The following is a 12,421-nucleotide window of genomic DNA, read 5'->3' as shown; positions in this document are numbered from 1 at the left end:
TATTGAACTGAGTTCAGCAGAGTGTTATCGTCGTCTGCGGTGGGCGGCACTGCTCACGCTCGTCGGTCTTTGTCAACGGTGACGCACTGTCTCCCGCGGCGATGGACCACCCGGCAGGAGGTACACCATGGCTCTCGAGAACTCCCGCGATGATCGGCGTTCGTCGGATCCTGAATACGCCGCAAACCTGCGTCGCGCCACGCTCGCCTCGAGCGTCGGAAGCGCGCTCGAGTACTACGACTTCGCCCTCTATGGCTTGGCGTCCGCACTCATCTTCGGTGAGCTGTTCTTTCCGGCCTTAGGCGCAGGTGCCGGCACAGCCGCCGGTTTCGCGACTTATGCTGTCGGCTTCTTCGCCCGACCATTCGGTGGCGTCATCTTCGGTACGATCGGCGACAAGCTGGGACGTAAAGGTGTCCTGATAGCCACGATCGGGCTAATGGGAGCGTCGACCACTCTGATCGGTGTGCTCCCGACCGGAGAGCAGATCGGGATCTGGGCGCCGATTCTATTGGTCGTTCTGCGCATCCTCCAGGGCCTCGGCGCGGGAGCGGAGCAGGCGGGCGCAACTGTTCTCATGGCGGAGTACGCTCCGGTACGGCGCCGCGGATACTTCTCGGCGCTGCCGTTTGTAGGCATCATGATCGGAACGATCATCGCCTCGATCGTCTTCTTTTTCCTCGGTCTCGTCGACCGCCAAATCGTGCACGACTGGCTGTGGAGGTTGCCCTTCCTCGCGTCGATCCTCCTGATCGCAATTGCGATCTTCATCCGCCTCCGTTTGCGTGAGAGCCCCGCTTTCATCAACCTTGAGAAAAACGAGCAGGTGGCGCGCAACCCGCTCGCCGTTTCCTTCACGAAGTCGTGGCGCACCATCGTTCGAGGCATCGGTCTTCGCATGGCCGAGAACGGCGGGTCGGCCATCTACCAGACGCTTGCCGTCAGCTACGTCACGAAGATCGTTGCGGCGGAAGAATGGGAAGGTCCGCTTGCGATCGCGATCGGCGCTGCGATCGGCGTTTTCGTGATCCCGATCGCTGGTGCACTGAGCGACCGGTTCGGCCGCATGCGGGTCTACCGCATCGGGTCGATCATCCAGCTGGTGCTCGCTATTCCCGCGTGGTGGCTCATGTCGCTCGGCTCTATGTGGCTCATCATCCCGGTTCTCGCGATCACATACGGCGTCGGCGTAAACGTGATGCTTGGCGCGCAATGCGCGGCCCTTCCCGAGTTGTTCGGGAACCGCGCGCGCTACATCGGCGTCGCGATCACGCGAGAGTTTAGCGCGGTCATCGCGGGCGGCATAGCGCCGCTGATCGGCGCACTGCTGCTGGTTGCGTTCAGCAACTCCTGGTGGCCCCTGGCCGGCTACGTCGTGGTGCTCTCGGGCATCACGCTGTGGGCGACCATCGTGACCCCGGAAACTCGCGCACGCGATCTCGACTTGGTCACCGACGCGATCGATGACAGCTATGACGACCTGAGCAGCAGGCCTCTGCCAACCGTCTCGCGTCGTCAGTTCAAAGCGCAGAATCGCGCATGATATTGACGGCAGCATCACCACGGTTGTCTGAGGAACAGGGCGCGGCAGCGCTCACCTGAAGCCGCGATCGTTCTTGGTGCCGGAGACCTTCACTAGGAGGACCCCGGACCACACGAACGGCGATGTGCTGGTGCGCTACGCGGCGGAGGATTTCGCCGACGCATTCGACGTTGCTCCAGATCTATCTGCGTCGCGGAAGGTCCTGCTGAAGTTCTGACTACGGGCTAGTTACCCTCCGTGCGCGCATCGTCGAGGTATGAATAGGCCGTGACGCGAGAGATTCCGAGGCGGCTCGCGATGTGATCCATGCCCTTGCGCATCTGCAGGGCACCCTGCTGGTCGAGCTTCCTCAGCACCGCGACACGATCATCCCTTGTCATGTGCGCAACCGGCTTGCCGACGGAATCGATAGCGTCGGTGACCATGGCGTCCATGACGGCCATGAGATCCTGTCCGAAGAATTCGTTCGGCTGCCCTGGCGCATCGGCCGCCGGCTCGGGGAGCAGCGTGTCAAGGAGCACCTTCGCCTGCTGGAGTGCGCTCACGTCCACGTTTATGCACAAGGCGGCGATGATCTTTCCCGCGGGGTTCCGGAAGTAGATCGACGAGCAGCGCAGCTGGCGGCCGTCGCTCGTGAAGCCGCGGTAGCCGAAAGCATCGTGGTCGGCGCCCTGGTTGTGGATCACGCCGGCGCCAAGGCTGCTGGAAGGACCGCCCACCTCACGGCCGGTGACGTGGCCGTTCTCGATAGCGACGATCGTGTGCTCGAGGTCCGGGTCCTCTGCGGAGAGATCATGCAGGACCACCTCGCAGCCGGGTCCGGCCGCGGCTGCCATCGCCTTCATCGCAGGTTCGTAAACCTCGAGAATCGCGTCGATGGACTCGAAGATCCGGGCCCGCTCGTCGTTCTCGATCAGGACTGCCTCAGCATTGGCGGACATGCACGCTCCCTCGTCATGATGTACAGACTGTCTCTGGCCTAGACAAACTGTTTGCTAGTTGTTAGCTTAACACTTTGTCTACGCCGTTCCACTGTACGTGAACCCCGCCAGATTCGCTCTTTGCCCGGCTATTGCTGAGGGAGAGCAGCGGACCGAGTGGGGCGTGACGACCCCGGATCATACAAAGAGTAAGGAAGCTCTCATGGCCAACTCAACGATGCAGCCGACTCGCGGGCTGCGTGCGATTCCGCCCAAGGATCGCCGGACCATTGCCGGTGGCGCCATCGGTACCATGATGGAGTACTACGACTACTACCTCTTCGGTCTCGGCGCCGCTGTCGTGTTCCCCGCCGTCTTCTTCCCCGGCGATGACCCGGTGACCGGAATGCTCGCCTCATTCGCGAGCTTCGCCGTCGGCTTCCTGCTGCGCCCGATCGGCGGAATCGTCTTCGGCTACGTCGGCGACCGCTTCGGCCGCAAACGGTCCCTCATGATCACCGTGATCGGCATGGGAATCTGCACCACGCTCATGGGGCTCATCCCCTCGGCGGCATCCATCGGTCTCGCGGCCCCGATCCTGCTCGTGATTCTGCGCATGGCGCAGGGACTGTTCGTCGGCGGTGAGATGGGACCCGCGGCGACGATCGTCGTCGAATACGCGCCGCCGGGACGCCGGGGACTGTTCGGCGCCCTCCTCATCACGGGCGCCGGCGTTGCCAACGTGTTCTCGGCCGGCCTGATGTCGATTCTCGGCGCGGGATCCGACTCGTTCTTCATGACATGGGGCTGGCGCATCCCGTTCCTGTTCGCCGCGGTGCTCACGATCGTCGCCGTCGTCCTGCGTCGCAAGCTCGAGGAGTCCGAGGAATTCAAGACCTACACGAAGACCATCGAGCTCGGCGCAGTCAAGCGCAAGAACCCCATCATGGAGGCGCTGCGGCATCCCAAGAACCTCGTCCTCGGCATCTTCATCGGCCTGCCGCAGAGCATCGCGGGCTACGTCGTTCTCACCTTCGGCCTCGCGCACATGGTCAACAACGGCGTCGATCCCGAGATCGGGTTCATCGGCACGATGATCGTCGGCTTCCTGCAGATCGGCATGGCGCCGTTCTGGGGTCACATCTCCGACAAGGTCGGCCGACGCCGGTTCTACATCCTGGCGTGCATCGCATTCGCCGTGCTTCTGTACCCGGCCTTCGCGCTGTTCAGCGGCGGAACCGCCATTCTCATCTGGCTCGGCATGATCGTCGGCTTCGTCATCCCGGGCGTCGCCATGCAGGGCACCCTGCAGACGCTGCTCACCGCGATGTTCGACGTCGAAGCGCGCACGACGGGCGTCAACGTCGGCTACCAGTTCTCGAACACCCTCGGCGGCGGGTTCGCCCCGCTCATCTGCGCGGCGCTCGTCGCGTGGGCGGGTAGCATTTGGCCCGTCATCGTCTACGCCGCCGTCATCGCGCTCGCGGGAGTCATCGCCACCGCCTACGCGAAGGTGCGGCCCGACGTCGAGAACGCCGGTCGCCTGCACGAGCTGGGCTGACCGCTCGCGGCATCCGACCCTCTACTCGCACGATCCGAACGAAACATAAGGAGAACACCATGTCGAAGAAGGCATTCCACACCACGAGCGCCCCGCAGCCTGCGGGACCGTACAGCCAGGCGGTCGAGGCGAACGGCTTCGTCTACACGGCCGGCTTCGGACCCCAGGACGCCGCAAACGGCAACGCCGTGGCCGAGAGCGTCGGGGACCAGACCCGTCAGGTGCTCCGCAACGTGCAGTCCGCCCTCGCCGAGCGGGGGCTCACGCTCGACGACTGCGTGAAGACGACAGTGCACCTCGCTGACCTCGCTGACTTCACCGAGTTCAACGAGGCGTACAAGGAGTTCTTCAGCGAGCCGTACCCCGTGCGCACGACCGTCGGATCGCAGCTCGCGAACATCCTCGTCGAGATCGACGCCGTAGCGGCTATTCCCGAGGGCAAGTAGGCGAAGACGGAAATGGCGGATGCTGCGCTCGCAGCATCCGCCATTTCCGTCGGTCCCGTCAGCCCTCGGCAGTCACGAGCGGGTCGGCTGGCCGCGTCGCATCGCCGTTCGCGTCCTCGACGGGAAAGCCGTTGCGCGCCCAGTACTCGAAGCCGCCGATCATCTCGCGCACATCAAAGCCGCGCTCGAGCAGCACGCGAGCCGTGTGCGCGGCGCCATTGCAGCCGGGACCCCAGCCGTACACGACGAGCGTGCGCTCGCGCGGAAGGAACTCAAGGTCGCCGTCGAGCGCGCTTGAGGGAAGATGCAGTGCGCCGGTCACGTGCCCGTTGTCCCACGACCGCGCTTTGCGCGTGTCGACGATCACGGCCGAGCCCTCGGCCTGGGCCTGGAACGCTGCGACCACGTCGATCTCGTAGGCGAGTCGCGCCTCGACGAAGGCGAGGCGCTCGGCCGGGGTCGCCACGCTCAGCGCCCCAGCAGCTGCGCGAGAAGCGGCAGCTGCGACTCGTCTTCGAGAGCGGAGCCGACAGCGACCACGCGCACGCCGGCATCGAGGAAGTCCGCCGCGTTCGAGGCGTCCATGCCGCCCGTCGCGACGAAGCGCACTCCCGGGAACGGTCCACGCATCGCGCCGAACCAGCTCGTGCCAAGCAGCGACGCAGGAAACGCCTTGAGCCACGTGAGTCCTTCGCCCATCGCGATCTGAACCTCGGTCGGCGTCGCGACACCGGGAAGCGGCGGCAGTCCCGCCACGCTCGAGGCTCGCACGACGTCGATGTCGAAACCGGGGCTGACCGTGAACTCGGCTCCCGCCTCCGCCGCCTGCTCGACGTGCTCACGGCTCACGACAGTGCCGGCGCCGATCCGCTTGCCGCGCGAACGGCCCGCCTCGGACACGACGCGCAGGGCCTCGACGTCCTCTGGCGTCTGGATGGGCAGCTCGACGACGTCGATGCCGAGGTCCCACGCGGCCGTCGCCACAGCGAGGCTGCGCTCGACACCCATGCCGCGCAGAATCGCCATCAGCGGCGCGGAGCCGAAGATCTCGTCGTATTCGGAATTTTCGGCCATGTCAGCCCTTCTGTATGCGGGGTTCAGTGAGGAAGTCGCTCGTCGAAGCGAGCACGAGCCGTGCCTGGTTGTGGCCGGCGAGCAGACGATCGGATGCCGAGGCGCCCTGGAGAGTCGCAGCGAGGTAGCCCGCGGCGAACGCGTCTCCCGCACCGACCGCCTCGATGACCTCGGTAGGGATCGCGGGAACGACAACACGCTCGGTCCCGTGGAACTCGGTCGCGCCGACGTCGCCGTCCTTGACGATCAGCCGGTCGGGTTCGGGCAGGAGAGCGCGGACGTCGTCAGCGGTCTCGCAGCCCCACAGCGTCTGCGCTTCGTCGAGGCCGACGAAGACGATGTCGCACAAGCGGGCGAACGAGCGGAGTACGGGCGCTGCTGCGCCCTCCGCCCACAAGGCGGAGCGGTGGTTGACGTCGAAGCTCAGCAGGGCGTCGCTGTCGGCGACGCGATCGCGAACGGTGTCGAGGAGCGCCGAGCAGCTCGACGAGAGTGCGGGCGTGATTCCCGTGACATGCACGATGTCGGCCGATTCGAGCGGCACGTGCGAGATCGAGGCCGGCCCCATGCGAGAGGCCGCGGAACCGCGCCGGTAGTACAGCACTCCTCGTCCCGGGTCTTTGAAGTACACGCCTGTCGGCGCTTCGGGATCGGAGGTGACCCAGCGCACGTCGACGCCGCGGCTCTCGATCGTCGCCCGAAGCCGGTCGCCGAGAGCGTCTGCGCCGACCGCGCTCACCCACGCGCTGGGCACGCCGAGGTGCGCGAGATGAGACGCGACGTTCGACTCTGCGCCGCCCGCGTCGAGATGGAAATCCGCCGCCGTGCCGAGCGGTTCGGCGAAGGCCGGGGTGACGAGAACCATGGTCTCGCCGATCGTGATCACGCGGGGAAGAGCCTCGGACATCATGCGCCCACTATGCCCGCGCTGTGCGAGAGCTGCAATTGACGTTGCAAATAATGCACAACGAAGGTTTGCGCGTGCCGCCCAGGCGGGGCTACCGTTGGGTGGATTCACGCGTGCAGAAGGTGCACAGCCGACGGAAGGATGCCGATGAGGTCGCTTCGCCTTGATGAGCTCGCCGACGAGAGACTGTCCGAACGAGACAAGGGACTGCCGGCGCGCGCCTTCGGGCTCAGGGTGCGCGAATTCCTCGAGAGCGAGCCGCGACTTCGCGAGTTCTGGACACCGCTCATCGTTCTCGACGCCGAGGCGACGCACAGCAACATCGAGGTCATGGGCGACTGGGCGAAGCAGCGCGGCCTCGAGCTCATGCCGCACGGCAAGACGACGATGGCCCCCGCGCTGTGGCAGAAGCAGCTCGATGCCGGCTGTCGTGGCATCACTCTCGCGACGATGGGGCAAGTGCGCACGGCGCGATCGTTCGGGCTGAGCTCGATCATGCTCGCAAACTCCGCGGTCGATGAACGCTCGCTGCGGTATCTCGCGGGGGAACTCGCCGACCCCGCTTTGGAGTTCGTCTGCTGGGCGGACTCGGTCGAGACTGTCGACGTCATGGAGGCGGCGCTCGCTCGCGTCGAGCTTCCGCGACCCGTCGACGTGTGCGTCGAGCTCGGCGCCGCGGGGGCCGAACCGGCGCGCGCTCGATCGAGGCCGCGATCGCTGTCGCGCGTCGCCTCGCGGCATCCGAGGTCCTGCGCCTGGCCGGCGTGGCCGGCTACGAAGGCAGCCTCGGCCACGATCGGTCGCCGCACTCGATCGATGCCGTGCGCACCTATCTCGAGGGCCAGGTCGCGCTGCACAGCGCCCTCGGGGATCTCTACGATGGCGACGCGATCTATGTCACCGCCGGCGGCAGCGCCTACTTCGACATCGTCGCCGAGGTGTACGCCGACGCGATGAAGAACGATTCGGGCACGCGATGGACGCTCCGCTCGGGCGCCTACATCACCCACGACGACGGCTTCTACCGCGGCATCTCACCGCTCGACGAGGCCGGAGTGAACGTCGAGAGACCGCTGCGTCCGGCGATGCACGGACTGGCACGCGTGGTGTCGCACCCCGAGCCAGGCCTCGCGCTCCTCGACGGAGGCAAGCGCGACTTCCCGTTCGACGAGGGCCTGCCGATCCCGCGTGCGACAGCCCGCGACATCGGTGACGCCGGGTCGCCGCTCGACGACGCGAATGTCTCGGCCATGAACGACCAGCACAGCTACCTGCGGCTCGGCAACCATGACGTCGCCATCGGCGATGTCGTGACGCTCGGGCTCTCCCACCCGTGCACGGCGTTCGACAAGTGGCACTATCTGCCCGTCGTGCGCTCGCGCGACTCTGACAGGGTCATCGACCTCGTCCGGACGTTCTTCTGATCGGCGGAGAAGGGCAGCGCATGCGAACCGTGTTGCGGGGCGGGACCGTCGTCAACAGCGACGAGCTGAGAACCGCGAACGTCGTCATCGAGGGCGAGCACATCGTCGCGGTCGACGACAGTCCGCCCCGGGAGGACGATAGGGTCATCGACTGCTCAGGCCGCTACGTGCTGCCGGGATTCGTCGACGCGCACTCGCACGCCGATGGCCTGCTGGCCGATTCCGACGTGCAGCGGGCGCTGCTCCGGCAGGGTGTGACGAGCATCATCGCCGGCCAGGACGGCGTCTCTTACGCACCGGGAGACGGCTCATATGCCGGCGAGTACTTCGCGGCGATCAACGGCCCGCACCCGAGCTACACGGGAGGCGGCGTCGCCGCGTACCTCGCCGCGGTCGACGGCGCGTCACGCGTCAACGCCGCGTACCTGATACCCGGCGGCACGGTGCGCTGGGAGGTCTGCGGGAGGTCGACCACGGCGGCTGCTCCAGCCGAGCGCGCGGCAATGGGCGACCTCGTCGAGGAAGGGATGGCCGCGGGGGCCGTCGGCCTGTCGACCGGGCTCGACTACGTTCCGGGCATCTTCGCCGACGCGGAGGAGATCGCGGCGCTGTGCGTTCCCGTCGCCCGAGCGGGCGGCGTCTATGTGAGCCACATGCGCGGCGGGTACGAGGCGAACTCGGCAGAGGGCATCACCGAGATCGCCGCTATCGCCGTGGCATCCGGCTCTCGTGTCCACGTATCCCACTTCCATGCCGAGGCGCACATCGTGCTCGGCCAGCTCGATGCCCTCGCGCGCGCGGGCGTCGACGCTACCTTCGACGCCTACCCGTACACGCGGGGCTGCACACTGCTCGCGATGCCGCTGCTGCCGCCCGAGCTGTCGGCGCGACCCGTCGACAAGGTCATGAGCGTGCTCGGCTCCGCTGCCGAGCGCGAACGTCTGCGCCGCGACTGGTTCCCCGAAGTCGACCGCAAGGCGAGCCTCGGGCCGGAGTGGCCCAGCATGATCACTCTCGCGCACATCGCCGCTCCCGAGTACGCGTGGGCGCACGGCCTCACGATCGCCGAGGGTGCTGAGCGCGCGGGGACGGATGCCATCACCTTCTCACTGGATGTGCTCGCCGCGTCGCGGCTGCGGGCCAACGCCGTCATGGCGGTGCGCTACGAACGGCCCGTTTCAGAGCTTGCGCGCATCTTGGTCCACCCCGGCCACATCGGCGGATCCGACGGCATCTTCATCGGCGCGCACCCGCACCCGCGCGCCCGAGGAACGTTCGCTCGGTACTTGCGTGAGTACGTGCGCGACAGGCGGACCTGGTCGTGGCCGGACGCGGTGCGCCACTTGTCGGCGCTGCCGGCCGAGCGCTTCAGCCTCGGACGCCGTGGGCGGCTCGCGCCCGGCTGGGTCGCTGATGTCATCGTCGTGGACCCCGACACCGTTGCCGACACGGCGACGTACGCCGCGCCCCTTGGCGAATCCGTCGGCATCGACGACGTCCTCGTCGGGGGAGTGCCCGTGCTTGCGCACGGCGAACTCCGGCCCGCCCTGCCGGGCCGCGGCCTTCGCCGCGAGAAGACGGGGGACGCGTAATGTCGCAGAGCGTGAAGCGTGCCGCGCGCATCATCGACTCGATCGCGGCCGAACCGAAGTCCATCGCGCGGCTCGCGGACGAGTTCGATCTGCACCGCTCGACGATGTTCCGCGAGCTCCAGGCGCTCGAAGAGGTCGGCTACGCGCGCCGTCGCCGCGACGGCACGTACGCCCTCGGCTTCCACCTCGTCGCGCTCGCCCAGACCTCGCTCGAGAGCATCGACTTGCGCGAGGTCGCGGCCGGCCCGCTGCGGCGGCTGCACAAGTCCGTCGGGAACACGGTGCATCTCGCGGCGCTCATGGAGAGCTCCATCGTCTACGTCGACAAGGTCGAAGACGCGAACGGCGTTCGCATGTACTCGCGCATCGGCGCTCCCGTGCGCCCGCACTGCAGCGGCGTCGGCAAGGCGATTCTCGCGAACCTCGACCGGCCGCAGCGGGACGCGATTCTTGCCGCGACCGACTGGAAGAAGTACACCGAGAACACGATAACGACGCGCTCGAAGCTCGACGCGGAACTCGACGACATCGCCGAGCAGGGCTTCGCTGTCGACGACGGTGAGTTCGAGGACTTCGTCAATTGCGTCGCCGTGCCGATCATCACGCGCGCAGGGGTGGTGGGAGCCCTGTCGGTGACGGCGATCCGCATGGTGCAAGACCTCGAGACCCTCACGGCCCGGCTCCCGCTCATGCAGCGCACCGCCGCGCAGATCGCCCGCGCGCTCGGGTGAGCCCCGCGTCAGCGCTGCTGCGGCACCACCGTCAGCACGCGCTGGATGTGCGCGCTGAACTCGTCCATGTAGCCGCGCAGGAACGCCTCCGTGGACTCGTTCGTGACCTCGCCGTCATCGGTGATGAGGTCCGGCGTCATGTGGATGTACGCCTCCGGGGCGCTCAGCTGCGGCGAGTTGCAGAACGACAGCACCGCGCGAAGACTCTGCTGAGCGAGCGCGGTGCCGATCGCGCCGGCGGACGCGCCGATGACCGCGGACGGCTTGCGTGAGAACGCGTTCTGCCCGTAGGGCCGCGAGGCCCAGTCGATCGCGTTCTTCAGGGCGCCGGGGATGGAGCGGTTGTACTCGGGAGTGATGAACAGAACGGCGTCCTTCTCAGCGATGCTCGCCTTGAAGTCGCGCGCGACCTGCGGGTAGTCCTCGTCATAGTCCCAGCTGTACAGCGGAAGATCCGAGAACGAGATCTCGCTCATCTGCAGCTCAGGCGGCGCGAGCTTGACGAGCGCCGTCGAGAGTCGTCTGTTTATCGAGTTCTTCGCGAGGGAGCCGACGAAGTACCCGACGGTGTAGGGCGGTTCGTGCTCGATGATCTGTGCCATGGTGCCCTCCTTGGCGTCTGCGGACAGGGACACGATCTACGATCCTCCTGTTCGTCGCGCCTGTCACGCCTCGCGTGAAACGACGGTGCCCTGCGGAGAGAATCCGCAGGGCACCGTCGACGAGCGCGAGGCTCAGTGGGTGTCGGTGGCTTCGACTTCGGTGCGGTCGCCGGACCACAGGGTGTGGAAGGTGCCGTCGGTGTCGGTGCGCTTGTAGGTGTGCGCGCCGAAGAAGTCGCGCTGGCCCTGCACGAGCGCGGCGGGGAGCCGGTCGGCGCGCAGGCCGTCGTAGTACGACAGCGATGAGGAGAACGCGGGCGCGGGGATGCCGGCCTGCGCGGCGGCGACCACGACGCGGCGCCACGAGTCCTGCGCGTGGGAGACGGCGTCGGTGAAGTACGGCGCGGTCACGAGCGCGACCAGGCCGGGGTCCTGTTCGTAGGCCTCGGTGATGCGGTTGAGGAACTGGGCGCGGATGATGCAGCCACCGCGCCAGATCTTCGCGATCTCGCCCTTCTTGATGTCCCACCCGTACTCTTCGGCGCCTGCGACGATCTCGTCGAAGCCCTGGGAGTACGCGATGATCTTCGAGGCGTAGAGCGCCTGGCGAACGTCCTCGACGAACGCGTCGGCGTCGTCGACGCTCCAGGTGCCGGTCGGGCCGGGCAGGTCGGATGCTGCTTCGCGCTGCTTCGGCTTGGAGGACAGCGACCGGGCGAACACGGCCTCGGCGATGCCGGAGACGGGGATGCCGAGGTCGAGGGCGGTCTGCACCGTCCATGCTCCGGTGCCCTTCGCGCCGGCCTGGTCGAGGATCACGTCGACCAGGGGCTTGCCGGTCTTCGCGTCGACCTGGCGCAGCACTTCGGCGGTGATCTCGATCAGGTAGGACTCGAGCTCGCCGGTGTTCCACTCGGCGAAGATGTCGGCGATCTCGGCCGGAGTCTTCCCGGTGCCGCGGCGGATGAGGTCGTAGGCCTCGGCGATCAGCTGCATGTCGGCGTACTCGATGCCGTTGTGGATCATCTTGACGAAGTGACCGGCGCCGTCGGTGCCCACGTGCGTCACGCACGGCTCGCCCTCGGCGACCGCGGCGATCGACTTCAGGATCGGGCCGAGCGTCTCCCACGCCTCGGCGGAGCCGCCGGGCATGATGCTCGGTCCCTTGAGCGCGCCCTCCTCGCCGCCGGAGATTCCGGCGCCGACGAAGTTGATGCCGGTCTCGCGCACGGCCTTCTCGCGTCGGATGGTGTCGGTGAACAGGGCGTTGCCGCCGTCGACGATGATGTCGCCGGGCTCGAAGTGCTCCGTGAGCTGCTCGATCACAGCATCCGTTCCCTTGCCCGCCTTGACCATGATGATCGCGGTGCGCGGCTTCGAGAGCGAGTCGACGAAGTCCTCGATGGACTCGGACGCGATGAAGCCGGCGTCGGGGAACTCCTGAACGACCGTGCGGGTCTTCTCGGGGGAGCGGTTGTAGATGGCGACGGTGTTGCCCTCGCGGCTGGCGAGATTGCGGGCCAGGTTCGAGCCCATCACCGCCATCCCGATGACACCGATATTGGCCTTTGTGGAATCCGCCATGAGATCTCCTCGTTTGTCGATGCGGAAAGGTGCGTGA

The 12,421-nt window shown here is 66.9% G+C and carries 12 protein-coding genes; 6 read left to right on the top strand and 6 right to left on the bottom strand.

Annotation, left to right across the window (positions count from 1 at the left end; all coding sequences use genetic code 11):
• Nucleotides 1-127 precede the first annotated feature (127 nt).
• On the top strand, nt 128-1,543 hold the full coding sequence (locus BLV49_RS00595) for an MFS transporter (RefSeq protein ID WP_091178822.1): 1,416 nt from the start codon (nt 128-130) through the stop codon (nt 1,541-1,543).
• Nucleotides 1,544-1,767: 224 nt separating this feature from the next.
• On the opposite strand, the gene BLV49_RS00590 is transcribed toward BLV49_RS00595, so the two are convergent.
• Nucleotides 1,768-2,484 (bottom strand): helix-turn-helix transcriptional regulator, encoded by a 717-nt coding sequence (locus BLV49_RS00590; RefSeq protein ID WP_091178820.1) that lies wholly within the window; start codon nt 2,482-2,484, stop codon nt 1,768-1,770.
• A 202-nt stretch (nt 2,485-2,686) separates the two neighbouring features.
• On the opposite strand from BLV49_RS00590, the gene BLV49_RS00585 reads away from it, so the two are divergent.
• On the top strand, nt 2,687-4,024 hold the full coding sequence (locus tag BLV49_RS00585) for an MFS transporter (RefSeq protein ID WP_245723481.1): 1,338 nt from the start codon (nt 2,687-2,689) through the stop codon (nt 4,022-4,024).
• Between the two features lie 59 nt (nt 4,025-4,083).
• Nucleotides 4,084-4,470, top strand: coding sequence for a RidA family protein (locus BLV49_RS00580; RefSeq protein WP_091178818.1), 387 nt, complete (start codon nt 4,084-4,086; stop codon nt 4,468-4,470).
• 58 nt (nt 4,471-4,528) lie between these two features.
• Here BLV49_RS00580 and BLV49_RS00575 read toward each other — a convergent pair whose 3' ends face one another.
• The 3 genes from BLV49_RS00575 to BLV49_RS00565 are packed head-to-tail and all read right to left on the bottom strand — an operon-like array spanning nt 4,529 to nt 6,454.
• Nucleotides 4,529-4,936, bottom strand: coding sequence for a rhodanese-like domain-containing protein (locus tag BLV49_RS00575; protein WP_176980676.1), 408 nt, complete (start codon nt 4,934-4,936; stop codon nt 4,529-4,531).
• Between the two features lie 2 nt (nt 4,937-4,938).
• Complete coding sequence (locus tag BLV49_RS00570) at nt 4,939-5,544, bottom strand: bifunctional 4-hydroxy-2-oxoglutarate aldolase/2-dehydro-3-deoxy-phosphogluconate aldolase (protein WP_091178814.1); 606 nt, start codon at nt 5,542-5,544, stop codon at nt 4,939-4,941.
• 1 nt (nt 5,545) lies between these two features.
• Complete coding sequence (locus tag BLV49_RS00565) at nt 5,546-6,454, bottom strand: sugar kinase (RefSeq protein WP_091178812.1); 909 nt, start codon at nt 6,452-6,454, stop codon at nt 5,546-5,548.
• A 653-nt stretch (nt 6,455-7,107) separates the two neighbouring features.
• Between BLV49_RS00565 and BLV49_RS17100 the strand changes: the two genes are divergently transcribed.
• From BLV49_RS17100 to BLV49_RS00550, 3 genes are read left to right on the top strand one after another with little or no spacing between them, the layout of a single operon-like run.
• Nucleotides 7,108-7,875, top strand: coding sequence for a type III PLP-dependent enzyme domain-containing protein (locus BLV49_RS17100; protein WP_245723480.1), 768 nt, complete (start codon nt 7,108-7,110; stop codon nt 7,873-7,875).
• A gap of 20 nt (nt 7,876-7,895) precedes the next feature.
• On the top strand, nt 7,896-9,467 hold the full coding sequence (locus BLV49_RS00555) for an N-acyl-D-amino-acid deacylase family protein (RefSeq protein ID WP_091178810.1): 1,572 nt from the start codon (nt 7,896-7,898) through the stop codon (nt 9,465-9,467).
• On the top strand, nt 9,467-10,198 hold the full coding sequence (locus BLV49_RS00550) for an IclR family transcriptional regulator (RefSeq protein WP_091178808.1): 732 nt from the start codon (nt 9,467-9,469) through the stop codon (nt 10,196-10,198). Before BLV49_RS00555 ends, BLV49_RS00550 begins: the two co-directional genes overlap by 1 nt.
• Nucleotides 10,199-10,206: 8 nt before the next feature.
• Here BLV49_RS00550 and BLV49_RS00545 read toward each other — a convergent pair whose 3' ends face one another.
• Both BLV49_RS00545 and gnd read right to left on the bottom strand, forming a co-directional pair.
• Nucleotides 10,207-10,800 (bottom strand): NADPH-dependent FMN reductase, encoded by a 594-nt coding sequence (locus BLV49_RS00545; RefSeq protein WP_091178806.1) that lies wholly within the window; start codon nt 10,798-10,800, stop codon nt 10,207-10,209.
• Between the two features lie 132 nt (nt 10,801-10,932).
• Nucleotides 10,933-12,384: an NADP-dependent phosphogluconate dehydrogenase gene (gene gnd / locus BLV49_RS00540; RefSeq protein ID WP_091178803.1), complete on the bottom strand. Its 1,452-nt coding sequence runs from the start codon at nt 12,382-12,384 to the stop codon at nt 10,933-10,935.
• Nucleotides 12,385-12,421 lie beyond the last annotated feature (37 nt).

Origin of the sequence: Paramicrobacterium humi, from assembly GCF_900105715.1 — a bacterium.
Lineage (GTDB): Bacteria > Actinomycetota > Actinomycetes > Actinomycetales > Microbacteriaceae > Paramicrobacterium > Paramicrobacterium humi.
This window is presented reverse-complemented; position numbering and strand designations above follow the sequence as displayed.